General features: G+C 67.5%; 25 protein-coding genes and 3 pseudogenes. 18 read left to right on the top strand and 10 right to left on the bottom strand.

Going from position 1 to position 21518, the window contains the following annotated elements; genetic code table 11:
* Positions 1-859, top strand: a pseudogene (locus GJ629_RS05990) (glutamyl-tRNA reductase); the annotation flags it as partial.
* Between the two features lie 47 nt (positions 860-906).
* Entirely contained in the window at positions 907-1185 is a 279-nt protein-coding gene (locus GJ629_RS05995; RefSeq protein ID WP_157512187.1) for a 4a-hydroxytetrahydrobiopterin dehydratase, read from the top strand.
* 25 nt (positions 1186-1210) lie between these two features.
* Here the strand turns inward: GJ629_RS05995 and GJ629_RS06000 are convergent, their stop codons facing one another.
* A complete protein-coding gene (locus GJ629_RS06000) occupies positions 1211-1606 on the bottom strand; it encodes a YlbF family regulator (RefSeq protein ID WP_157512188.1) in 396 nt (131 codons plus the stop codon).
* 139 nt (positions 1607-1745) lie between these two features.
* Between GJ629_RS06000 and GJ629_RS06005 the strand changes: the two genes are divergently transcribed.
* The 6 genes from GJ629_RS06005 to GJ629_RS06030 are packed head-to-tail and all read left to right on the top strand — an operon-like array spanning position 1746 to position 6482.
* Entirely contained in the window at positions 1746-2867 is a 1122-nt protein-coding gene (locus tag GJ629_RS06005; protein WP_157512189.1) for a pyridoxal phosphate-dependent aminotransferase, read from the top strand.
* A gap of 39 nt (positions 2868-2906) precedes the next feature.
* Entirely contained in the window at positions 2907-3278 is a 372-nt protein-coding gene (locus GJ629_RS06010; protein ID WP_157512190.1) for a hypothetical protein, read from the top strand.
* 51 nt (positions 3279-3329) lie between these two features.
* Positions 3330-4667 carry a hypothetical protein gene (locus tag GJ629_RS06015; protein WP_157512191.1) on the top strand — a complete coding sequence of 446 codons (1338 nt, stop codon included), beginning with the start codon at positions 3330-3332 and terminating at the stop codon, positions 4665-4667.
* Positions 4668-4687: 20 nt separating this feature from the next.
* Entirely contained in the window at positions 4688-5020 is a 333-nt protein-coding gene (locus GJ629_RS06020) for a cupin domain-containing protein (RefSeq protein ID WP_157512192.1), read from the top strand.
* A gap of 57 nt (positions 5021-5077) precedes the next feature.
* Positions 5078-5371, top strand: a complete 294-nt coding sequence (locus tag GJ629_RS06025; RefSeq protein WP_157512193.1) for a CGCGG family rSAM-modified RiPP protein — start codon at positions 5078-5080, stop codon at positions 5369-5371.
* Between the two features lies 1 nt (position 5372).
* On the top strand, positions 5373-6482 hold the full coding sequence (locus tag GJ629_RS06030; protein WP_157512208.1) for a TIGR04053 family radical SAM/SPASM domain-containing protein: 1110 nt from the start codon (positions 5373-5375) through the stop codon (positions 6480-6482).
* Between the two features lie 3 nt (positions 6483-6485).
* Here GJ629_RS06030 and GJ629_RS06035 read toward each other — a convergent pair whose 3' ends face one another.
* A complete protein-coding gene (locus tag GJ629_RS06035; RefSeq protein ID WP_157512194.1) occupies positions 6486-6896 on the bottom strand; it encodes an SRPBCC family protein in 411 nt (136 codons plus the stop codon).
* Between the two features lie 114 nt (positions 6897-7010).
* Here GJ629_RS06035 and GJ629_RS06040 point away from each other — a divergent pair.
* Positions 7011-7657: pseudogene (locus GJ629_RS06040) on the top strand (helix-turn-helix domain-containing protein).
* On the opposite strand, the gene GJ629_RS06045 reads toward GJ629_RS06040, so the two are convergent.
* Positions 7654-8085 carry a hypothetical protein gene (locus tag GJ629_RS06045; protein ID WP_157512195.1) on the bottom strand — a complete coding sequence of 144 codons (432 nt, stop codon included), beginning with the start codon at positions 8083-8085 and terminating at the stop codon, positions 7654-7656. The pseudogene GJ629_RS06040 and the gene GJ629_RS06045 overlap by 4 nt on opposite strands.
* A 52-nt stretch (positions 8086-8137) precedes the next feature.
* Positions 8138-8380 carry a flagella cluster protein gene (locus GJ629_RS06050; RefSeq protein ID WP_157512196.1) on the bottom strand — a complete coding sequence of 81 codons (243 nt, stop codon included), beginning with the start codon at positions 8378-8380 and terminating at the stop codon, positions 8138-8140.
* 135 nt (positions 8381-8515) lie between these two features.
* On the opposite strand from GJ629_RS06050, the gene GJ629_RS06055 reads away from it, so the two are divergent.
* Positions 8516-9106 carry a DJ-1/PfpI family protein gene (locus GJ629_RS06055; protein ID WP_197428460.1) on the top strand — a complete coding sequence of 197 codons (591 nt, stop codon included), beginning with the start codon at positions 8516-8518 and terminating at the stop codon, positions 9104-9106.
* An 87-nt stretch (positions 9107-9193) separates the two neighbouring features.
* Here GJ629_RS06055 and purD read toward each other — a convergent pair whose 3' ends face one another.
* On the bottom strand, positions 9194-10504 hold the full coding sequence (gene purD, locus GJ629_RS06060) for a phosphoribosylamine--glycine ligase (protein WP_157512197.1): 1311 nt from the start codon (positions 10502-10504) through the stop codon (positions 9194-9196).
* A gap of 81 nt (positions 10505-10585) precedes the next feature.
* On the opposite strand from purD, the gene GJ629_RS06065 reads away from it, so the two are divergent.
* A complete protein-coding gene (locus GJ629_RS06065; protein ID WP_157512198.1) occupies positions 10586-12712 on the top strand; it encodes a thioredoxin domain-containing protein in 2127 nt (708 codons plus the stop codon).
* Here the strand turns inward: GJ629_RS06065 and GJ629_RS06070 are convergent.
* From GJ629_RS06070 to GJ629_RS17545, 3 genes are read right to left on the bottom strand one after another with little or no spacing between them, the layout of a single operon-like run.
* Complete coding sequence (locus GJ629_RS06070) at positions 12709-13134, bottom strand: thioredoxin (RefSeq protein ID WP_157512199.1); 426 nt, start codon at positions 13132-13134, stop codon at positions 12709-12711. The genes GJ629_RS06065 and GJ629_RS06070 overlap by 4 nt on opposite strands.
* A 47-nt stretch (positions 13135-13181) precedes the next feature.
* Positions 13182-13871, bottom strand: a complete 690-nt coding sequence (locus GJ629_RS17540; protein ID WP_370515808.1) for an extracellular solute-binding protein — start codon at positions 13869-13871, stop codon at positions 13182-13184.
* On the bottom strand, positions 13778-14461 hold the full coding sequence (locus GJ629_RS17545; RefSeq protein WP_157512201.1) for an ABC transporter substrate-binding protein: 684 nt from the start codon (positions 14459-14461) through the stop codon (positions 13778-13780). Before GJ629_RS17545 ends, GJ629_RS17540 begins: the two co-directional genes overlap by 94 nt.
* 114 nt (positions 14462-14575) lie before the next feature.
* On the opposite strand from GJ629_RS17545, the gene GJ629_RS06085 reads away from it, so the two are divergent.
* From GJ629_RS06085 to GJ629_RS06100, 4 genes and pseudogenes are all read left to right on the top strand, one after another.
* Positions 14576-16048 (top strand): methyl-accepting chemotaxis protein, encoded by a 1473-nt coding sequence (locus tag GJ629_RS06085; RefSeq protein WP_157512202.1) that lies wholly within the window; start codon positions 14576-14578, stop codon positions 16046-16048.
* Between the two features lie 41 nt (positions 16049-16089).
* Positions 16090-17048 (top strand): annotated as a pseudogene (locus tag GJ629_RS06090) (sugar phosphate isomerase/epimerase family protein).
* 394 nt (positions 17049-17442) lie between these two features.
* A complete protein-coding gene (locus tag GJ629_RS06095) occupies positions 17443-17862 on the top strand; it encodes a hypothetical protein (RefSeq protein ID WP_157512203.1) in 420 nt (139 codons plus the stop codon).
* Positions 17863-17899: 37 nt separating this feature from the next.
* Positions 17900-19000 (top strand): Gfo/Idh/MocA family protein, encoded by a 1101-nt coding sequence (locus GJ629_RS06100; RefSeq protein WP_157512204.1) that lies wholly within the window; start codon positions 17900-17902, stop codon positions 18998-19000.
* 6 nt (positions 19001-19006) lie between these two features.
* Here the strand turns inward: GJ629_RS06100 and GJ629_RS06105 are convergent, their stop codons facing one another.
* Positions 19007-19705 (bottom strand): TMEM165/GDT1 family protein, encoded by a 699-nt coding sequence (locus tag GJ629_RS06105; protein ID WP_370515807.1) that lies wholly within the window; start codon positions 19703-19705, stop codon positions 19007-19009.
* 168 nt (positions 19706-19873) lie between these two features.
* On the opposite strand from GJ629_RS06105, the gene GJ629_RS06110 reads away from it, so the two are divergent.
* Positions 19874-20554: a hypothetical protein gene (locus GJ629_RS06110; RefSeq protein WP_157512205.1), complete on the top strand. Its 681-nt coding sequence runs from the start codon at positions 19874-19876 to the stop codon at positions 20552-20554.
* Complete coding sequence (locus GJ629_RS06115) at positions 20554-20979, top strand: hypothetical protein (RefSeq protein WP_231754515.1); 426 nt, start codon at positions 20554-20556, stop codon at positions 20977-20979. Before GJ629_RS06110 ends, GJ629_RS06115 begins: the two co-directional genes overlap by 1 nt.
* Here GJ629_RS06115 and GJ629_RS06120 read toward each other — a convergent pair whose 3' ends face one another.
* On the bottom strand, positions 20980-21189 hold the full coding sequence (locus GJ629_RS06120; protein ID WP_157512206.1) for a ribbon-helix-helix domain-containing protein: 210 nt from the start codon (positions 21187-21189) through the stop codon (positions 20980-20982).
* Between the two features lie 94 nt (positions 21190-21283).
* On the opposite strand from GJ629_RS06120, the gene GJ629_RS06125 reads away from it, so the two are divergent.
* A complete protein-coding gene (locus tag GJ629_RS06125; RefSeq protein ID WP_157512207.1) occupies positions 21284-21493 on the top strand; it encodes a hypothetical protein in 210 nt (69 codons plus the stop codon).
* Positions 21494-21518: the final 25 nt, after the last annotated feature.

A 21518-nucleotide genomic window follows, 5' to 3' on the forward strand; every position in this document is an offset into this window, starting at 1 on the left:
CGAGCGCTCGCTCGACGGCGAGACAGCGCTAGTCGTCGGGGCCGGCGAGATGGCGACGCTGACCGCCAAGGCGCTTGACGGCCGGACGGACGTCGGCCGGTTACTCGTCGCCAACCGGACCGTCCCCCACGCCGAACACGTCGTCGACAGCGTCGACACCGACGGGGCCGCCCTCGGGTTGGACGCGCTCCCAGCGGCCACCGAGGCGGCGGCGCTGGTCGTCACCGCGACGGGGAGTCCGGGGACAGTGTTCGACACCGAGACGCTGGCGACGGCCGGGGAGACAGTCGTCGTCGACCTCGCCCAGCCACACGACGTGCCGTCGGCGGCGACGGACCTCGCGTCTGTCACGGCGTACGACCTCGACGACTTGGAGGCCGTGACCACCGAGACCCGCGAGCGCCGACAGGACGCCGCGATGGCCGTCGAGGAGTACGTCGACGAGGGGTTGGAGGAACTGCTGACCCAGTTCAAGCGCGAGCGAGCGGACGCGGTCATCTCGGCGATGTACGAGAGCGCCGAACGGCTCAAGGCCGCCGAACTCGACCGCGCACTCTCGGAGATGGACTTAGACGACGAGCAACAGCGTATCGTCGAGTCGATGGCCGACTCCATCGTCAACCAACTGCTCGCGCCGCCGACGACCAGCCTCCGGGACGCCGCCGAGGAGGACGACTGGTCGACGATCAACACCGCCCTCAAGTTGTTCGATCCGGAGTTCAGCGGTGAGGCTGAGATGCCCGAGACGTTCGTCGGCGAGATGAGTCCGGAGGACCTCCCCGAGGAGATGCCCGATGAAATCCCCGAGGCCGCCCGCGAGCAGATGCCCGCCGCCGTCCTCGAACAACTGGACGACTGACTGCCGGCAGGCCAACCGTTTTGGGAGAGGCACCCCTCGAAGCGAGTATGAGTGACACACTCAGCGACGCCGAGGTCGAGGCCGGACTGCCCGAGGGCTGGGAGCGCGACGGCGACGAGATAACCCGAACGTTCGAGTTCGACAGCTATCTCGGCGGCGTCGGCTTCGCCGGCGGCGTCGGCGGCCTCGCCGAGGAGGCGTTCCACCACCCCGAAATCGTCATCAACTGGCGGGAGGTCGAGGTGCGACTGACGACCCACGACGCGGGCGGCATCACCGAGAAGGACCTAGAGCTGGCCGAGCGGTGTAACGAACTCCACGATTGAAGGAAAAACGCTGTAGCGGCGGTCCTCAGTCCTGACAGCAGCCGCCGGACTTCTCGCCGAAGTCGACCGCAAGCGGCGCGGAGATGACTTCGTTGAGTTCCTGCAGGCGCAGTTCCAGATCGCTCTGGGCCTCCTGAAAGTCGGCCATCACGGGAATCTGGTGGAGTTCCTGCTGGGCCTGTTTCAGCGTCCGGAGGTCGTCTTGGGTGGCCTGATTGGTCTGGCGGGCCATCATATACTCCTCGCGGATCTGCTCGAACTCCGCGATCTGCTCTTGGGCCTCCTCGTCGGCCTCGACGGCCTCCTTGGCTTCGAGAAACGTCTGGTATTCCGGGAGGTCCGTGATGGCGTCGCCGAGAGCGCTCGCGAGGTCCTCGACGCTCTCGCCTGTCGGGTCTGCCGCGTCTGTCTCGATGCTCATCACCTCCGCGTTAGGTCCTGACCCGCTTTAACGTGGCGGCTCCACGCGGAGGAGGCCACGGAGACGGGCGAGGCCACCCGGTCGGTCCGGCAGCGTCGTACCCACACCACTTATCGCCTCCCGGCCCGGGCACTCGTGTATGACGGAGTTCTCTCGGCGGGTCGAGCAGGTGTCGATTTCGGGTATTCGGGAAGTGTTCGAGGCCGCGGGCGAGGACGCGATAAACCTCGGCCTCGGGCAACCGGACTTCCCCACGCCCGAGCACGCCAGACAGGCCGCAATCGAGGCCATCGAGGCCGGCAAGGCCGACGCCTACACCTCGAACAAGGGGACCGAGGACCTGCGGGAGGCGATCAGCACCAAGCACTTCCGGGACAACGACCTCGACGTCCACCCCGAGGAGATTATCGCCACCTCCGGCGGGAGCGAGGCGCTCCACATCGCGCTGGAGGCCCACGTCGACGCGGGCCAGAACGTCATCTACCCCGATCCGGGGTTCGTCTCCTACGAGGCGCTGACACACCTCGCGGGCGGCGACCCGCGGCCCGTCGGCCTCCGCGAGGACCTCACCCTCGACCCCGCGACGGTCGAGGACGCTATCGACGACGACACCGCCGCGTTCGTCGTCAACAGCCCCGCGAACCCGACCGGCGCGGTTCAACCGCCGGAGGATATGAAGGAGTTCGCCCGCATCGCCGACGAACACGACGTCCTCTGTATCTCCGACGAGGTGTACGAACACCAGATATTCGAGGGGACACACCGCTCGCCGGCGGAGTTCGCCGACACCGACAACGTGGTCGTCGTCAACGCCTGTTCGAAGGCCTACTCGATGACGGGGTGGCGACTGGGCTGGGTCACCGGGAGCGAGGAGCGCATCGAACGGATGCTCCGGGTCCACCAGTACGCACAGGCCTGTGCCAGCGCGCCGGCCCAGTACGCCGCCGAGGCCGCGCTGACGGGACCACAGGAACCGGTCGAGGATATGCGCGACGCCTTCCAGCGTCGCCGCGACATCCTGTTGGAGGGATTGGCCGAGATGGGGCTTGAGTGTCCGACACCGAGGGGAGCCTTCTACGCGATGCCGAAGGTGCCCGAGGGATGGGTCGACGAGGTCATCGACCGCGGCGTGGTCGTCGTCCCGGGCGAGGCCTTCGGCGACAACGGCGAGGGCTACGCCCGCATCTCCTACGCGACCGACGAGGAGACGCTCCGGGAGGCCATCGAGATTATGGCCGAGGCGACCGAGGCGGTGCGGTAGCGGCGTCACGGACTTACTGCTCCGGCGCTAACGGTCGCTATGGATCATCTCGCGCCGTCGAACGTGCCGGTGTACAGTGACGAGGAGCAGCGCCGTCGCATCTGGCAGCGGTGCGTCGCCGACGGCCGGCCGGCGCTGGCTATCAGGGACGCCCGGCGGGGATGGATCGTCCGGTACGACCTCCAGCACCTCGACGCGGCGCTCACGTCGCGGGCCGTCCAGTCGCTCCGTGACCGGGTGGCCGACCGGCGGACCTACCCGACCGGGACCGACCCGCTCTCACAGGCCGAGGGCGTCGGCGGCGAGGCCGGGCCCGTCTCGGGGGACCTCCACGCCGGCAGCGAGGCCGCCGCCCGGGAGTTGGCCGCCCACGTCTCGACGTTCGTCCTCGACCGGGACAACTGGGCCTGACCGAACACGTTCGGGAGGACGCCGAGGGGGATCGGGGTCGAACGTGCGCGTATGGCTGCGATTCCAGACGGCATCGAGACGGACACGACGCCGCCGCTGACCGTCCCGTTGCGTCACTTCCTCGTCGGTATCGTGCTGCTCGTCGGTGCCGCGGCGCTGTGGACGCTGTCGGCGCTCGACGCCGCGCCCGCGATGGCCGGCGTGGCGACGCGGCACCTGCTGGTCGCCGGGTGGGTCTGTATTACCATTATGGGCGCGATGACACAGTTCGTCCCGGTGTGGGCGGGCGTGACCCTCCACAGCGACCGGTTGGCCGTCGCGCAGTTGTGGCTGTTCACGGCCGGTATCGTCGGCGTCGTCGGGCACTTCCTGACGGGCGCGCTGGCGTCGCTGCCGTACGTCGCCGTCCTCGCGGTGGCCGGTGCGCTCGTCTTCGCGTACAACGTCGGACGGACCATCGCTAGCGCCGGCCGCCCGGACGTGACGACCGGTCACTTCGCCGTGGCGCTGTGCTGGATGGTCGTCGTCCCCCTGCTGGGCGTGGTTCTCGGACTGCTGTACGGCCGTCCCGGACTGGTGTCCAACCTCCCAGCCACGCGAATGAACGTCCTACTGGCCCACGTCACTGGCGCGGTGTTCGGCATCGTCCTGACGACGGTGCTGGGCGCGATATATCAGCTCGTCCAGATGTTCACCCAGTCCGAGTTCGACGCGGTAGACCGGTGGCTGGTCCGCGGGGAGTCAGTGGCGTATCCGGTCGGCGTCTTGGCGCTGGCGGGCGGTCGTCTCGCGGGCGTCGTCCCCCTCGCCCGTGTCGGGGCCGTCCTGACGGTGAGCGGTGTCGCCGTCGCCGCCGTTGTCGTCGGGCGGCAACTGCTGGCCACCCGAACGGAGTGGACGCCGGTGTTGACGCGCTACGCCGTGGTCGTCGCGGCGATGCTCCTGTGGGCGGGGCTGACGCTCCCGTCGTGGCTGGCCGACCCCACGGCCTACCTGACGCGGTTCGGTCCGGAGCCGGCCGCCTCCGTGCTCTTGCTGGGCGTCCTGCTGTTCGTCGTCGTCGGGACGCTGTACCACGTCGTCCCGTTCGTCGTGTGGTTCCACCGCTACAGCGACCGCCTCGGACTGGAGAAAGTGCCGATGATCGACGACCTCTACGACGACCGCCTCGCCGCCGTCGACTTCGCGTGTCTCTCCGTCGGAGCCGTTGTCCTCGTGGTGGGCGAGGCTGGACTTGTCGGGTCGGCCGCCATCCCGTTCGGAGCCGGGGCGCTCCTCCTCGGGACGCTCGTCTTCGGCGCGAATATGCTGGTCGTCGTCCGCGGCCACAGCCCCTACTCGATGCCGGCCATCGTCCTCTGGGAGCGACTGGACGGACCCACCGAGTAGGCGAACGTGTTCGGGACGGGATGCACGAGCGTCGGCGGCAAACGTCCATCACGATGGTCGAACGCGCGACGCTCGACGAACTCGAATCGGCGACGAAATACCCCGTCTTCACCGACAACCCCCGGACGGTCCGGGTCGACTTAGACCCCGGCGAGACAGTCGAGGAGCACGACCACCCCGGGACGGACATCGTCTTCCACGTCCTCGAGGGCGCGATGGAGTTGCGCCTCGACGACGAGCGCTACGACCTCTCGGGCGGCGACATCTTGCAGTTCGACGGCGAACGCACCGTCGCGGGCGAGGCCGACGAGTCGACGACGGTCGTGGTCGTCCTCGCCCAGCGCCCGGAGTGAGAACGACCGAACATATTCGGCGGTCCGTCCACGGTGGCAGGGACCGAAAGAGGAGATATGAGCGACAGCCAGCAGCCGGTGACCGACCACGTCCACGACAACTCCTGGTCGGCGAACTTAGAGAAGCCACAGTACGCCGACGACCGGCAACTGATCGTCGACCACGCCGTCGACGCCATCGAGCACACCGTCGACGGGACCCACGTCAACCTCGTCACCCACGCCGAACAGGGTCACCCGGAGACGTACCTCTACGGGGCCATCGAGGAGCGCGTCCCTGACGTGGAACTGGAGTACGTCGAACAGTGTGGCTGTGGCGGCCACGTCGTCCGGGCGTACGTGGGTGAGTGAGATGCGGCCGGGCGACGCCGACACCGACCAGCGGCCGTTCGTCCTCATCTGGGAGCTGACCCAGGCCTGTGAACTGGAGTGTGACCACTGCCGGGCCGACGCACAGCCACAGCGCCACCCGGCGGAACTGACGACCGGAGAGGGCAAACGCCTGCTCGAACAGGCCGCCGAGTTCGGCGACGGGCAACTGGTCGTTCTCTCGGGCGGCGACCCGCTCAAGCGCGACGACGCCGTCGATTTGGTCGAGTACGGCGACGGTTTGGGCCTGCGGATGACGATGACTCCCAGCGGGACGAGTTCGCTGATGCCCGAGAAGATCGAGGCGCTGGCCGACGCCGGCCTGCAGCGGCTGGCGGTGTCAATCGACGGCGAGGACGCCACAAGCCACGACGCCTTCCGGGGCGAGGAGGGGAGTTTCGAGGAGACGGTCGCGGCGGCGCGGGCCGCCCGCGAGGCAGGCCTGCCGCTACAGGTCAACACCACCGTCTGCCAGTCGACGGTCGGGGACCTGGAGGGCATCCGGGAGTTGACCGCCGACCTCGGGGCCGTCCTCTGGAGCGTGTTCTTCCTCGTGCCCGTCGGTCGCGGGCGCGTGCTCGACCCCGTCTCGCCGGAGCGCGCGGAGTCGATTATGGAGTGGCTCCTCTCCGTGTCGGAGGCGGAACGGTTCGGTATCAAGACGACCGAAGCGCCCCACTACCGTCGGGTCGCCGTCCAACATCGGACGGGCGGCGGGGCCGAGACGGCCCCGGACGACGACATCGGCCGGCGGACCGGCGTCCGGGCCGGCGACGGGTTCGCGTTCGTCAGCCACACCGGGCAGGTGTACCCCTCGGGCTTCCTGCCCGAGTCGGCCGGGAGCGTCCGCGAGCGCTCTATCGTCGACATCTACCGGTCGTCGCCGCTGTTCGAGCGCTTGCGCGACCCGGACGCGCTGGGCGGAAAGTGCGGGGCCTGTGAGTTCCGGCACGTCTGCGGCGGCAGTCGCTCGCGGGCGTACGCCTACACGGGCGACCCGATGGCGGCCGACCCGCTCTGTGCGTACGTCCCCGAAAGCTACGACGGGGCGCTACCGGAACAGACCCTCGACGACGAACAGCCGGCGGACTAAGCGTCAGGCCACGCGCTCGTCGAGGTAGTCGAACTGCCCCGCTATCTCTTTGGTTCGCTGGCGCTTGATCACCGTCGCGTCCAGCAGCGATCCGCCGGGCGCGTCCAGCCCGAAGATAGTCTCGACGCGGACCGTCGTCCCGTCGTCCCCATTTTCCAGCCAGTATCGTGTCTCCATATCCTCGAAGATGCCGTCAACCTGCCGGTAGGCGAGAACGGTGTCCGCCTCGTCGAACAGTTCGAGGTCAAGCGAGATGCGCAACAGACCGACGGCCTTGGCGATGGTGAGTTCGTCGCCGTCGAGGGTCACCTCGTCGAACCCCGCGGCGCGCATAAACGGTTCGAGGTCGTCGACGGCCGACGCGACCGACTCTCTGGAGGCGTCGACGGTGTGCGTGAGTTCGATGGTCTCCATAGTTGTGGTGGTATCTCCCGTCCGGATGATGGTTTCGGGGCCGACCGACGGTTTGGCCGAACATATTCGGGAAAAGCGGACCTGTTTTCCGGCTACAACCGGTGTGTAGGGACGATGCCGCGCGCGAAACTGACACTGACGGTGCCCGAGGAGGTGTGGATCGGCGACCTGACGCGCTCGTATCCGACGGCGTCGGTCCGGATACTGGCGGCTATCTCGGACGCGACGACGGCGTCGGACTGGCGGAGATAATCGCCGACCGGCCGGCGGAGATGGTCGCGGACCTGCGAGCGTACGAGGACGTGACCGACATCGACCTCTTGCGGGCCGACGACGACCGGGCGCTGGTCCAGTTCTCGACGACGATGCCGCTGTTGCTGTTGCCGGCGCGGGACTCGGGCGTCCCCTTAGAGATGCCCTTCGTGATACAGGACGGCAGCGCCGAGTGGGAGCTGACCGCGCCACAGGACCGACTGTCTGCTCTCGGCGAGCAACTGGACGCCTTCGACATCACGTTCACCGTGGACTACATCCAACAACACGTCACCGAGGAACCGCTGTTGACCGAGCGCCAGCGGCGGCTACTCACCGAGGCCGTCGCGGCCGGCTACTACGACACGCCGCGGGAGGCGTCGCTCACGGACCTCGCGGACCGACTCTCGATAGCGAAGTCCACGGCCAGCGAGACGCTCCACCGCGCCGAGGAGAAAGTGATCAAGCGCTTCGTCGAACAGCTCGCGCCGAGCGAACAGTCCGCCTAGCCCGAGGGGAGAAACTCCTGCATCGGGAGCCCGACGTGTCGCCAGCGCTGGATGACGTACAGCGGGACGGCGATGAACGGCCCGAACACCGGAATCACGTGGACGATAGTGTAGAGCGGCCACCGCGGCGAGTAGTCGAACCCCTCGCGCTCTAGGTACTTCGCGTCGTAGTAGTAGCCCGGGAGCGCACCGATTGACGTCACCACGACGATAGCGATGATGACGTACATCGCGAGGTTGGCGGCGAGTCGCGCGACGCTCACGATACCCAGAATCGAGTAGACGCCTCTGAGGCCGTGAAACGACAGCAGTACCATCGGGAGAACGACCAGCAGCGAGGCGAAAAACAGGACGTGGTGTTTCCACCAGTCGTACTGCCGGAGGCGCGCGTCGATACCGGTCGCGTACTCGCCGATACCCGAAGCCATTGAGACGTACCTCCGTGACGGACGGGTTAAAATCTCGCGGTTGGCCCGGCGGTCAGTGAGTCAACACGAGCATCTGGTCGTCGGTGCGGACGAGACAGAACGGCCCGGGCGGCGAGTTGAACGTGTTCGTCCGCTTTTCGGTGACCAGCAGTTTCTCGAAGGACCGGCCACAGGCCGGACAGTCGAACCCCGCCCGGTTTGCGAGATGTGTCGTCTCGCGCGTCTCCTGGAGGAGTTTCAGCCCCTCGCGGTACTCGTGATAGTCGAAGTGGTCGCCCACCTCGATGGCAGTCATACCCCGTGGTACCACGGGCCCGGTATTCAAGATTCGGTACGGGTCGGGTGTCGCACACACGAAAATATATGTTACTTGTCCATTCCAGACAACCTTAGTACGGTGGCGCTCCACGGTACACGTGGAGTGACACCAATGAGCAAGGAGATACTGATGATCGTCGGCGACTTCGGGGAGGACTACGAGATAATGGTACCGTATCAGGCACTGGAGGCCGTGGGACACACGGTCGACGCCGTCTGTCCCGAGAAGGAGGCCGGCGACGTGGTCAAGACAGCGATACACGACTTCCGCGGGGACCAGACGTATCTGGAGACCCGCGGCCACGACTTCGAGCTATCGGCGACGATGGCCGACATCGACCCCGCCGACTACGACGCGCTCGTGGTCCCCGGCGGGCGCGCGCCGGAGTACCTCCGCGGATACGACGAGGTACTGGACGCCGTCCGGCACTTCTTCGAGGCCGACAAGCCGGTGGCCTCCATCTGTCACGGCCCGCAGGTGCTGGCCGCGGCGGGCGTCCTCGATGGCTACGACGCGACAGCCTACCCGGCCTGCCAACCGGAGGTCGAGGCTGCGGGGTGTAGCTGGGTCGACGGCGTCGTCACCGACGGTAACCTCGTCACCGCGCAGGCGTGGCCCGACCACCCCGAGTGGATCGCACAGTTCCTCGACGTACTGGGGACCGATATCAGTCACGGCGCGGTCGCGGCGGCCGACGACTGAACGGGCCGGGGGCGACCCGCGAAAACACGACTATCTTTCTGTGTGACCGGTCGGCACGAGCGACGGCGTCGCCCTCGTCGTCGCGGTCTACCGCAACTCCTCGACGTGGTCGATGCGCTGTTGGACCAAGTCGGGTTTGCCGATGTCGTGGCGCATCCGCAGGCCGTCCTCGCCGGCCTCGCTCAGCACGGCCTCGGCTATCTCCTCGGCCTCGGTGATCGAACCGGCGACGCCGACGACGGCAAAGGACCGCGAGGTCGTCGTGTAGATGCCGTCCTCGCGGTCGTCGACGCTGGCGTAGTAGAGGATGGCCTCGCCGTCGAAGTCCGCGGCTATCTCGGCCGCACCGTCCTCGTCGACGGTGACCGCCGCGCCGGCCTCGGGATCGGTCGGGTAGCCGTCGGGGACGGCGTACTTACACACGGTCGCTTTCGGCGCGAACGACAACTGCGGGAGTTCCGACCCCTCGCGGGCGGCGGTCAGCACGTCGAGGAAGTCGGTGTTGAGCACGGGGAGGGTGTTCATCGCCTCGGGGTCGCCAAAGCGGGCGTTGAACTCGACGACTTTGACGCCGTCCGCAGTCAGCATAAACTGGCCGTAGAGGACGCCCTTGTAGCCATCGAGGGCGTCGACAGTCGACTCGATGACGTCGACGGCTTCCATATAATCGTCGCGATTCATAAAGGGCAACTCCAGCGTGGCGTCGCTGTAACTGCCCATCCCGCCGGTGTTGGGCCCGTCGTCGCCCTCGTAGGCCCGTTTGTGGTCCTGGACGGCCGGTGTGACGCGCACGTCGCCGTTGGCAACAAGCGCCTGCACGGTGAACTCCTCGCCGACCAATCGCTCCTCGAGGACGACCCGGTCGTAGCCCGACTCGCGGACGTACTCGACGGCCTCGTCCTCGTCTATCTGGTCGCCCATCACGCGGACGCCCTTGCCGCCGGTGAGGCCGGCGGGCTTGATGGCGAGGTCACCGTCGTACTCGCGGATGTACTCGGCGGCGGCGTCCATATCATCGAACGTCTCGAAGTCCGGACAGCCGGGGATGTCGTTCTCGCGCATAAACCGCCGCTGGAAGGCCTTGTCCGTCTCGATGCGGGCCTCCTCCTCGCGGGGACCGAAGGTGTACACCCCGGCCTCGTCCAAGGCGTCCGCGACGCCGGCCTCGAGGGCTGCCTCCGGGCCGATGACCGCGAGGTCGGCGCCGGCCTCGTCGGCGTAGGTCCGTACGGCCGTCGGGTTGGTCGTCTCCAGCGTCTCGAACCCCGCGGCGACGCGGGCGATTCCGGGGTTCTTGTTGCCGGCACAGGCGTACAGGGCACAGTCGGCGTCAGTCAGCGCGCGAGCGATGGCGTGTTCGCGTCCGCCCCCGCCGACCAGCAGCACGGTCTCTGTCATACGCGATAGCCCGCGGCACTGCCAGTAAAGGGTTGCTGTTCCCTCCGAGAGTGTTTACTGTGGCCCGCCCGAACACCGCCTATGAGCGACACGGACGACCCCCTCGCCCGGAATCGCCTCGGAGCGGAGGGCAGCCCCTACCTCCAGCAGCACGCGGACAACCCGGTCAACTGGCAGCCGTGGGACGAGACGGCGCTGCAAGCGGCCCGGGATCGGGACAAGCCCATCTTCCTCTCGGTGGGCTACTCCTCCTGTCACTGGTGTCACGTGATGGCCGAGGAGAGCTTCGAGGATGAGTCGGTCGCGGAGATTCTCAACGAGTCGTTCGTCCCGATAAAGGTCGACCGAGAGGAGCGACCGGACGTCGACAGCATCTACCAGACCATCGGCCAGTTGATGGGCGGGCGCGGTGGGTGGCCCCTCTCGGTGTGGCTCACGCCCGACCAGGAGCCGTTCTACGTCGGGACGTACTTCCCGAAGGAGCCACGCCGTGGCTCGCCGGGCTTTCTCGAACTGCTGGAGAAGACCCGCGACTCCTTCGCAAACGACCGCGAGGAGGTCGAGGACCGTGCCGAGCAGTGGACCGACGCCATCGAGGGCGAACTGGAGTCGACGCCGGACCACCCCGGCGAGGTCGGCGGGGACGTGATAGAGACGGCCGCCAACGCCGCGATGCGGAGCGCCGACCGCGAGTACGGCGGCTTCGGGGCCGGCGGCGGCCCGAAGTTCCCCCAACCCGGTCGCCTCCACCTCCTCCTGCGCGCTCACGCGCGGACGGGACGGGACCCGTTCGCGGACGTGGTCGACGAGACGCTCGGCGCGATGGCCGACGGCGGCATCTACGACCACCTCGGCGGCGGCTTCCACCGCTACTCGACCGACCGCGAGTGGGTCGTCCCCCACTTCGAGAAGATGCTCTACGACAACGCCGAGATACCGCGGCTCTACCTGACTGCCTTCCAGCGGACCGGAAACGAGCGCTACGCCGACGTGGCCGCCGAGACGCTGGCGTTCTGCGAGCGCGAGTTGCGCCACGAGGCGGGCGGGTTCTTCAGTACCCTCGACGCGCGCTCGCCGCCGCCGGACGACCCCGATGCGGGCGACGAGGAGGGCGCGTTCTACACGTGGACGCCCGCGGAGGTCCACGACGCAGTCGCGGACGAACAGGCCGCAAAGCTGTTCTGTGACCGCTTCGGCGTCACCGAGGCCGGCAACTTCGAGCGGACGACGGTGCTGACGGTCAGCGAGTCCGTCGCCGACCTCGCACAGCGCTACGACACCACCATCGAGGACGTCGAGGCGACGCTCTCGACGGCCCGCGAACAGGCGTTCTCGGCCCGGGCCGAGCGGCCCCGTCCCGCCAGAGACGAGAAGATTCTGGCGAGTTGGAACGGCCTCCTGGTCTCGGCGTTCGCGGAGGCGGGGCTGGCGCTTGACCCGTCGTATGCGGAGACGGCCGCGGCGGCGGTGTCGTTCTGTCGGGAACACCTCTACGACGGAGCGGGTGGGCTCTCCCGGCGGTACAAGGACGGCGAGGTGACCATCGACGGCTACCTCGAGGACTACGCCTTCCTCGCCCGCGGGGCCTTCGACACGTATCAGGCAAGCGGCGAACTCGACCACCTCGCGTTTGCGATGGACCTCGCCGAGGCGATGGTCGACCGGTTCTACGACGAATCGGCGGGGACGCTGTACTTCACGCCGGCCGGCGGCGAGGCCCTCGTCGCGCGACCCCAGGAACTGGGCGACCAGTCGACGCCCGCGAGCGCCGGCGTCGCGGCCGAGTTGTTGCTGTCGCTGTCACACTTCCGGCCCGACGACCGCTTCGAGGCGGTGGCCGAGTCCGTCCTCGAGACCCACGCCGACCGCATCGAGGGCAGCCCCGTCCAGCACGCATCGCTCGTGCTGGCCGCGGACCGCTACACCGGCGGCTCGACGGAGCTGACGATAGCGGCAGAGTCGGTGCCCGAGGCGTGGCGCGAGCGCATCGGCGAGACGTACCTCCCGGCGCGAATCCTCGCCCCGCGACCGCCGACGGCCGAGGGCCTCCGGTCGTGGCTCGACCGTCTCGGGTTCGAGGCCGCGCCGCCGATATGGGCCGACCGGGACGCCCGCGACGGCGACCCGACGGTGTACGCCTGTCGGGACTTTAGCTGTTCGCCGCCGAAACACGATGTGGACGCGGCGCTGTCGTGGCTGTCGGACTAGGCGTTCCGAATCTGGTCGGCGAGGTACACCGCGATGGGGACCGGTTCCTCCTCGACGAAGCGGGCGACTTCCTCGCCGTCTCTCGCTCGCGGCTCGTCGCCGCTCGCGCTGTCCGTGTCCCCGGGGGACACGCGCTCGACCACGACGGTCGGAATATACTCGATGCCGTACTCCTCGACCTTCGGTCCCTCCTTGCTCCCGTCGTCGAGTTTCTCGACGGGAATCTCCTCGATGCGGTCCTCGGAGACGCCGGCGGCCGCAAGCGCGGCACCGAAGGCCGGCAGCTGGCTCCGGCAGTCGCCACACCAGTCGCCGCCCCAGACGATGTACCGCAGGTCGTCGTGTTCGGCGAGCGTCTCGACGGTGTCGTCGTAGGCCTCGGCGTCGAATATCGGATCGGGGTCCATCGTCTCCAGTGACATAGCGCGACGTTGGAGGGCGGTCGATAAAACGGGTGCGGTCGGGCCGGTCAGTCTTCGAGGGCGGCGACGACGGACTCGGCGGCGGCCTCGACGTCCCAGTCGGCGACGAGCGTCGACATCGCCGTCTTGAGTTCGATCAACTGCTGCGGGCCGACGCCCAGCCCGTGGGTTATCGACAGCGGTTGCGCCCGCGAGGCCTGGAAGTCCTCGTGTTGACCCCGGAGGAAGGGCGTGAACTCGTCCATCCGAACGTCGGTCCGTGGCGGTATCGACCCCTTGCGGCTGTTGAACCGGCGCTGGCCGTCGGCCGACCCGGCGTACTCGAGGAACGCCCCGACGGCCTCGGGGTCGCCGGTGTTCGCGGAGGCGACGACAGCGTCCATGTTCATCGCGTAGAGGCCCTCTGTCCCGGGGAAGGGTACGTGCTCCCAGTCGCGGCCGTACTCGAAGCCGTCCGTCTCGGCGTAGGCGCCGGCCGCCCAATCGCCCTGATGGAAGAACACTGACTCGCCGTCGACGAAGCCGTCGTTGGCGTCCGTCAACGCCATATACAGCGCGTCGTCGGTCGCGAGGTCGGCGTAGTCGCTGACGATGTCGAGGGCGTCGGCGACCGCTCGGCGGTTGGTCCGGGCCCGGCCGTCGATCACCGCCCGGTAGACGTCGTGGCCGTGTTCGCCGAGCAGGACCGTCTCGAACAACTGCAGGACCGTCCACGGGTTCCGCATCGGGAACAGCATCCCCGTCGTCCCGGTGGCGTCGGCGGCCTGTCGGAGCATATCGACGAACGCCCGAGGCTGTCCGCTCCCGCGGGATCGACGCCGGCCTCGGCGACCAGATCAGCGTTGTAGAAGAGGTTGTTGATTCGGTGGATGTTCAGCGGGACGGCCCGGTAGGTGCCGTCGAACCGGGCGGCCTTCCGCGGTCCGTCGAGGTACTGCCGCGCCATGTCCCTCCCCTCCCACACGTCGTCGACGTCCGCGAGGACGCCCGCGTCGACGTACGGCGAGAGGTTCTTGCCCGGCCACTCGATCCAGACGTCCGGCGGCGACTCCTTCAGGATGCGACTCTTGACCGTGAGGCTGAGGTTCTCGTCGGTGACGTCCTCTAGCGGAACGTCGCTGTGACGGTCGGTGAATCCCTCCAGAAACGCCGACAGCGCCGTTGCGCCGTCGCCGCCGACGAGGCGGTGGAGCAACTCCACGTGCGCCCTGCCGGCACCGCCGCCGAACTGCTCGCTCGTAGCCATCGTCTGTGGGTGTTTCCCAGCACCGCTCTTGAACTTACCGCCGTCGTTCTCAGGAGTGGTACTGATGGAGTGGCTCGACATAGAATGGGCTCAAAGCGGTCGAAGACGGCGTCTTCACCCGGAACAGAACAAGTCCGAGAACAAAAGATGATACTGGTGGAAGGATATTTATGCGCAATCGGGTTAAATAACCGTATGTCAACGTTGTTCGACCGGCGGACGAGTGCGGCGCTAGCGGTACAGCCGGCACTCGTGGGCTACGAGGGACTGCTCGCGGTGGCCGTCTCCGGCCCGGCCTATCTTTTTCTCGCGGCACTCGGTGTCGTCGCCTCGGTCGGTGCGCTCGTGGTCGCCGCCCGCGGCGTGGACAGGCGGTTCGAGACGCTACTCGACGCGCGCCACGACGCCTCACGCGAGCGAGACGTGGCGCGGGCGGCACTGGAGGACACCGTCGCCGAACGGGACGATTTGCGGCGGCGACTCGACGCCGCCCGGGAATCGCTAGCGACGCTCCAGCGGGACCGCCCCGCGCGGCCAGTGACGACGGACGGCGGCGTCCAGACCGCCGAGGACGCGGGGTCGAGCGACCTCGATACGCACATCGAGCGCTGCTGTGCGGCGGTCGAGGAGACCGGCGACGGAAATCTGACCCGTCGGCTGTCGACGGAGACGCCGTCCGCGGCGCTGAACGACCTCGCGGCGGAGTTCAACGAGATGGCGGCGGCGTTCGAACAGACCATCGAGACGGCGGACGAGTTCAGTCAGGACGTCGCCGGCTCCAGCGAGCAGGTGACGGCGGCGACACAGGCCGTGATGGAGGCTTCCGAGAACGTCGCCGAGACGGTCCAAGGGATAGCCGACGTCTTCCACGAGCAACACCAGGACATCAGCCGCATCTCCTCGGAGATGGGCGATATGTCCGCGACCATCGAGGAGATAGCGGCCTCCTCGAACGAGGTGGCCGAGAAGGCCGAACAGACCGAACGGGAGACGGTCGAGGGAATCGAGTCGGCCCGGGGCGTCACCGAGGCGATGGACGAGGTGGGCGACCAGACCGACTCCGTCGTCGAGTCCATAGAGCGCCTCGACGACCAGATGGACGAGGTCGGACAGATAGTCGATATGATCGACGGCATCGCAGAGCAGACCAACATCCTCGCGCTGAACGCCTCCATCGAGGCCGCTCACGCCTCGACGGGCGACGAGAACGGCTTCGGCGTCGTCGCCGATGAAGTGAAGAACCTCGCCGAGGAGACCAAGTCGGCGACCAACGAGATAGAGGGGCTGATCTCCGAGATTCAGGACCAGACGACCGACGCCGTCGACGAGATAGACGAGATGCGCGACACCGTCGAGTCCGGACAAGAAGACGCCCGCGAGGGACTGGCAGCGCTCGAGACCATCCTCGACCACGTCCAGCAGACCACCAGCGGCGTCAAGGAGATATCGAACGCGACCGACGACCAAGCCGCTTCCAGCGAGGAGGTGGCGTCCATCGCCGACGAGGCCGCCGCCACCTCGCGGGAGAACGTCGAGGAGGCCGAACACGTCGCCGCCATCGCCGAGGAGCAGACCCTCGCGCTGGGCGAGATGTACGTCAACGCCCAGATGCTCACGATGCGGGCCAAACAACTGTCGACGCTGTTCGACCGCTACGAGACGGCGTGACCGACGCCCCCTTTTAAGTCGCTCTCGGTCCCACTCCGGGTATGGACGTTGGCGTACTCACCGTGCCACTGGGCGAGCAGTCACTCGAAGACGCCCTGTCGTACCTTTCGGGCATCGGCGTCGACGCAGTCGAGATAGGCTGTGGCGGCTACCCCGGCGAGAGCCACCTCGACCGGCGGGCCGCGCTGGAGGACCCCGCCGTCCGGTCGGACCTGCTGGAGACGGTCGCGGACCACGATATGCGCATCAGCGCGCTGGCGACCCACAACAACCCGCTGCACCCCGACGACGAGAGGGCGAGCGAGGCCGACACCGAACTCCGGGAGGCCGTCGAACTCGCGGACGCCCTCGGGGTCGCACCGTGACCTGTTTCTCGGGGTTGCCCGCGGGCGGCCCCGAGGACTCGGTGCCGAACTGGATTACCGCGCCGTGGCCGAGCGAACACGCCGATGCCCACGACTACCAGTGGGAGGTCGCCACGGAGTACTGGCAGGATCTGGCGGCCCACGCCGCCGACCACGGCGTCGAACTCGCCATCGAGATGCACCCGAACATGCTGGTGTACGAACCGACGGGCCTGCTGGAACTCCGCGAGCGGACCAACGAGTACGTCGGCGCGAACTTCGATCCCTCCCACCTCTACTGGCAGGGCATCGACGTGACTGACGCCATCCGGGTGCTCGGGGACGCTATCCACCACGTCCACGCCAAGGACACCAAGGTGTACGACGAGCGAGCGAGTGTCAAGGGCGTGTTGGACACGACGCCGTACGACGAGGAACTCGACCGCTCGTGGCTCTTCCGGTCGGTGGGCTACGGCCACGGCGAGGACCACTGGCGGGACGTGGTCTCGACGCTCCGGATGGTCGGGTACGACGGCGCGCTCTCTATCGAACACGAGGACTCGCTGACCTCCGCCAACGAAGGGTTAGAGAAGGCCGTCGACCTCCTCCGGCGGGTCGTCTTCACCGAGCAACCGGGCGAGGCCTACTGGGCCTAACGGAAGGTTCTGACTCGATACCGAGTGAATATAACGCCGGTTTCGTGTAGATTTATGTGTCGGTGTCGTGATGTGCCCCCTGTATGAGCGACGACGGTCAGCAGAACACGGGTCAGGACGGACAGTCACAGGGCGGCCAGCCCCAGAGCGGCCAGCCCGGACAGGGTGGTCAGCCGGGACAACAGCAAGGTGGTCAGCCGGGGCAGGGCGGTCAGCCCGGACAACAGCAAGGCGGTCAGCGGGGCAAGCACAGGGCGGCCAGCCCGGACAGCAGCAGGGCGGTCAGCCCGGCCAGCCGACGGGCGGACAGCCGACTGGTGGCCAGCCCGGTCAGCCGGCGGGCCAGCAGGGCTACGCCGAACCCGGCCTCGCCGACAAACTCCAGCAGCCGGCGGTGACGGCACAGATCAAGACCGTGGTCGGGGAGTACGCGCTGCTCGGAATCGGGTTCCTGCTGTTCATCGGTATCGGCGGCCTGCTGCAGGGTGACCCGACGGGTATCGGTGGGGCAATCGTCGCCGCCGCGGCGGGCGCGGGGTTCGTCGCCGTCGGCCTCGGGTTCGGGCCGTATCTGGCCATCAGGAACAGCCGTGGGATCTCGAACGCCCTCACCGTCGAGGACAACGTCCTCTACGCGGCGACGTTCATCGCAAACGCCGCTGGCTACCTCGCCCTCGGTATCTTGGTGCTTATCGGCGGCGCTATCGGCGTGAGCGGTGAGCTAGTCGGACAGCTTCTGCTCCCTATCGTCGGCGGTTCCTTGATTATCGGCGCTATCGGCGTCCTGACCATCTTCTACGAACAGCTGTTCTGACCGAACCTATTTCCCCGTGCCGGGAGAGCGTCGTGGTATGACGCTCTCTATCGGCATACTGGGGTACCGATTCATGGGGCAGGCACACGCCAACGCACTGGCGCGCCTGCCGATGTTCTTCCCCGACGCGCCCGATGTCGAGCGGTCGGTGCTGGTCGGCCGCGACGAGGACGCCCTCGCGGACGCGGCCGACAGGCTGGGATTTGCCCGGACCGCGACCGAGTGGCGTTCAGTCGTCGAGGAGGTGGACGTCTTCTACAACCTCGGGCCGAACCACCTCCACGCCGAGCCCTCAATCGCGGCGCTGGAAGCTGGCACGCCGGTCCTCTGTGAGAAGCCGCTGGCCCACACCGAGGACGACGCCGAGGCGATGGCCGCGGCCGCCGCCGAGGCGAGCGTTCCCACCGCCTGCGCGTTCAACTACCGGTTCGTCCCGGCCATCCAGTACGCGAAGGACCTGATCGAGGGCGGCGAGATAGGCGAGATACGACAGTTCCGTGGCCGGTACTGTCAGGACTGGCTCGTCGACGCCGACGCGCCCTGGGTGTGGCGACTGGACGAGGAGTTGGCCGGTAGCGGTGCGCTCGGTGACCTCGGGACTCACACCATCGACCTCGCGCGGTTTCTGGTCGGCGACATCGCCGATATCAGCGGCCGTCTGCGGACGTTCGTCGACGAGCGACCGGTCGAGGGCGGCGACGAAGTCCGCGAGGTGACCGTCGACGACGGGTTCGCGGCCCACTGCGCCTTCGAGAACGGCGCGATGGGGACCGTCGAGGCGACGCGGATGGCCGACGGCCACAAGAACGACCACTCGATCACGGTCCACGGCACCGAGGGGAGCCTCCGGTTCTCGCTGGAGCGCCTGAACGAACTGGAGGTCAAACTGGCCGACGACCGGGGGTACCAGCGCGTGCTCGTGACCGACGAGGACGACCCCTACGTCGGGAACTGGTGGCCGCCGGGGCACGTCCTCGGCTGGGAACACACCTTCGTCCACGAGAACTACGCGTTCCTCTCGGCGGTGGCCAACGGGGAGACGTTCGAGCCGAGTTTCGCCGACGGACTGGCCGCCCAGCGAGTCGCGGCGGCCATCGAGGAGAGCGACGAGAGCGGCGAGCGAGTCACCGTCGAGTGAACCCGATCAGAGCAGGCCGGTGATGGTCGCGGCGGCGGCCCCGACAGCCGTCTCCCAGACGGAGAAGCCCGTCGTGATGGCGAGGACGGTGTCGACGGCGAAGAAGGCGAACACCGCTGCGCCGAAGTAGTGGGCCTTCCGCACGTCGAACTTGTGCGAGAACGTGTGGAAGAAGTAGGCGTTGGCGAGGCTGACGGGGATGATAGCCAGCATCTCGCCGACCCAGATTCCGGGGTGGGCGCCGTACTGTGCGGCCAGTCCGATGGTGACGAGTTGGGTCTTGTCGCCGAACTCGCCCGCGGCCATCATCGCGAAGATGGGGACGAACCCACCCAGCGCGTCCGGCACTTCGTAGCCGAGGACGGTCACGTCGAGGTCCTTCTCGACGCCCAGATTTCCGCCGTCGGTGGCCACGCTCCGCTCGCCGGCCTCGGGCGCGGACCGGAACAGCAGGACGGCGAAGACGGCGAACAGGACTGCCGTGAAGACGTTGAGGGCGAGCGGCGGCAGAGCACCTTTGAGGGCGCTCCCGAGGCCGATCTCCAGCGCTGTCCAGCCCGCGAACGCCGCGCCCGCCGCGGAGACGACCAAAAGCGGGTGATAGCGTGTCGAGAGCCCGGCGATGATGAACTGCACTTTCTCGCCGGGGAGCACGGCTAGCTGTGCCCCCGACGCGATGATTACGATAGTCAGGAAATCTGCCACTGACGCTCACCTCGATTACCCGCACTCGCACGACGAACTACGTCCATCTTACTCTGGATTAGACGCATCTAATACGTAAACCTATCGGTGGCAAATACGGGTGTAGGCGTGGCAAATACTGCCGGCGCGGGCCACCCATTTAACAGTGTCCCGGCCATCAGTCAGCGTATGCCAATGAAAGGGTCGGGACCGGCCGCGATGCGCGAGGTAGACCGGTACGACGACGGGTTCGGTTGGATCGCCTATCCGGACGAGGATATGGAGCGGACGAGTCACGCCGCCGTCGGTGAGGACGGCGGGGTGTGGCTCATCGACCCGGTCGACGCAGACGGGCTAGACGAGAAGGTGGCGGAACTCGGCGACGTGGCGGGCGTCGTAATCTTGCTGGATCGGCACAAGCGCGACGCCGATGCCATTGCGCGCCGGCACGAGGTGCCCGTGTACATCCCGGAGTGGATGGACGGCGTGGCGAACAAACTGGACGCGCCGGTCGAACGCGTCCGCAACGACCTTGGCGAGTCGGGCTACGGGATGTACAAACTGATCGACAACGCACTCTGGCAGGAGGCGGTCCTGTTCAGCGAGGACAACGGCACCCTGATCGTCCCGGAGGCGGTCGGAACGGCCGGTCACTTCGTCACCGACGACGAGCGGCTGGGCGTCCACCCGGCGCTGCGCCTGAAACCCCCGAAACGCCTCGGGCGGTTCGACCCCGAGCGCATCCTCACGGGCCACGGCGAGGGCGTCCACGAGGACGCCGAAGCGGCCTTGGCGGACGCACTCTCGGGCGCGCGCAAGCGGACGCCGCGACTGTACGCCAAGACCGCCCGCGAGATGCTGTTCGGCTGATGGGGCTCGACAGAGTGTACGCGACGACGGGGTTGCTGGCGTATCTGGGGGAGTACGCCGAGGAGAACCACCCGGACCCGGTGAACCTCTCGCTGGCGGTGACGGAAGCGGCCGAGATAGACGGGACCGAGGTGCCCGGCGAGACGCCGGTGTTCACCCACTTCTACATGCCACAGGCCGGCAACTCGGTGAACTTCGTCTTCGGCGTCGACCTCGGGCGGCCCGCCGGGCAGACACAGGGCCGGTTCGTCTCACACCCCGAGGGGACGATGGGCGTCTTCGAGTCCGACGACCTCGCGGAAGTCGTCTTCGTCGGCGTCCCGCCCTACGACGAAGGGTCGATAGCGGTCTTCGACCGGGCCGGCGAGGAGATACCGCTGGAAGTGCTCGACGTCGAACCGGACCACGGCGAGTTCGACGCGTAGCTACTCCAGATAGCCCAGATCCTGTAGCTGTTCGGCTATCTCGGCGAACTGCGCCTCGGTGAGTTCTCCCTCTCGCTGGTGCTCGACGACGATGCTCCGCAACAGGAACCGGACGAGGTCGCTGGTCGAGGAGAAACTCGTCCCCTCGATGGTGTCCTCGACGCGGTCGGCCAGATCTTTCGGGATCGAGACGGTGGTGTACTCGGTCATATCTCCCCCGAGGCCGGCGTCGCTGAAAACCGTTGTGTCGCGGCCCGACCCAGACCACACCAGTCTTGTCCGGGGCGACAATGTGCAGGAACGTATGGACGACGACAGCGGTGTCCTCGATAGCCAGCGGGTCCAGTGGATTCTCTACGCCGTCGTCGCGGCCGACGCGGCGCTGTACCTGTTCCTGTTCGACACCGTCCGGAACGCCTTCGACGGGAACGTGACGCCGCTGACGGCCGCGATTCTCGCGTTCTACGTCCTCATCAACGTCGGCGCGACGTATCTTGTCGTCAAGTACAACTGACCGCTGACGGCTGGACGGTTGCCGT

Origin of the sequence: Halapricum sp. CBA1109 (assembly GCF_009741825.1) — an archaeon.
Lineage (GTDB): Archaea > Halobacteriota > Halobacteria > Halobacteriales > Haloarculaceae > Halapricum.

Coding starts and splice junctions, on each gene's coding strand:
- GJ629_RS05995 (WP_157512187.1), top strand. CDS start 907: ATGAGTGACACACTCAGCGACGCCGAGGTCGAGGCCGGACTGCCCGAG.
- GJ629_RS06000 (WP_157512188.1), bottom strand. CDS start 1,606: ATGAGCATCGAGACAGACGCGGCAGACCCGACAGGCGAGAGCGTCGAG.
- GJ629_RS06005 (WP_157512189.1), top strand. CDS start 1,746: ATGACGGAGTTCTCTCGGCGGGTCGAGCAGGTGTCGATTTCGGGTATT.
- GJ629_RS06010 (WP_157512190.1), top strand. CDS start 2,907: ATGGATCATCTCGCGCCGTCGAACGTGCCGGTGTACAGTGACGAGGAG.
- GJ629_RS06015 (WP_157512191.1), top strand. CDS start 3,330: ATGGCTGCGATTCCAGACGGCATCGAGACGGACACGACGCCGCCGCTG.
- GJ629_RS06020 (WP_157512192.1), top strand. CDS start 4,688: ATGCACGAGCGTCGGCGGCAAACGTCCATCACGATGGTCGAACGCGCG.
- GJ629_RS06025 (WP_157512193.1), top strand. CDS start 5,078: ATGAGCGACAGCCAGCAGCCGGTGACCGACCACGTCCACGACAACTCC.
- GJ629_RS06030 (WP_157512208.1), top strand. CDS start 5,373: ATGCGGCCGGGCGACGCCGACACCGACCAGCGGCCGTTCGTCCTCATC.
- GJ629_RS06035 (WP_157512194.1), bottom strand. CDS start 6,896: ATGGAGACCATCGAACTCACGCACACCGTCGACGCCTCCAGAGAGTCG.
- GJ629_RS06045 (WP_157512195.1), bottom strand. CDS start 8,085: ATGGCTTCGGGTATCGGCGAGTACGCGACCGGTATCGACGCGCGCCTC.
- GJ629_RS06050 (WP_157512196.1), bottom strand. CDS start 8,380: ATGACTGCCATCGAGGTGGGCGACCACTTCGACTATCACGAGTACCGC.
- GJ629_RS06055 (WP_197428460.1), top strand. CDS start 8,516: ATGAGCAAGGAGATACTGATGATCGTCGGCGACTTCGGGGAGGACTAC.
- purD (WP_157512197.1), bottom strand. CDS start 10,504: ATGACAGAGACCGTGCTGCTGGTCGGCGGGGGCGGACGCGAACACGCC.
- GJ629_RS06065 (WP_157512198.1), top strand. CDS start 10,586: ATGAGCGACACGGACGACCCCCTCGCCCGGAATCGCCTCGGAGCGGAG.
- GJ629_RS06070 (WP_157512199.1), bottom strand. CDS start 13,134: ATGTCACTGGAGACGATGGACCCCGATCCGATATTCGACGCCGAGGCC.
- GJ629_RS17540 (WP_370515808.1), bottom strand. CDS start 13,871: ATGCTGTTCCCGATGCGGAACCCGTGGACGGTCCTGCAGTTGTTCGAG.
- GJ629_RS17545 (WP_157512201.1), bottom strand. CDS start 14,461: ATGTCGAGCCACTCCATCAGTACCACTCCTGAGAACGACGGCGGTAAG.
- GJ629_RS06085 (WP_157512202.1), top strand. CDS start 14,576: ATGTCAACGTTGTTCGACCGGCGGACGAGTGCGGCGCTAGCGGTACAG.
- GJ629_RS06100 (WP_157512204.1), top strand. CDS start 17,900: ATGACGCTCTCTATCGGCATACTGGGGTACCGATTCATGGGGCAGGCA.
- GJ629_RS06110 (WP_157512205.1), top strand. CDS start 19,874: ATGCCAATGAAAGGGTCGGGACCGGCCGCGATGCGCGAGGTAGACCGG.
- GJ629_RS06115 (WP_231754515.1), top strand. CDS start 20,554: ATGGGGCTCGACAGAGTGTACGCGACGACGGGGTTGCTGGCGTATCTG.
- GJ629_RS06120 (WP_157512206.1), bottom strand. CDS start 21,189: ATGACCGAGTACACCACCGTCTCGATCCCGAAAGATCTGGCCGACCGC.
- GJ629_RS06125 (WP_157512207.1), top strand. CDS start 21,284: ATGGACGACGACAGCGGTGTCCTCGATAGCCAGCGGGTCCAGTGGATT.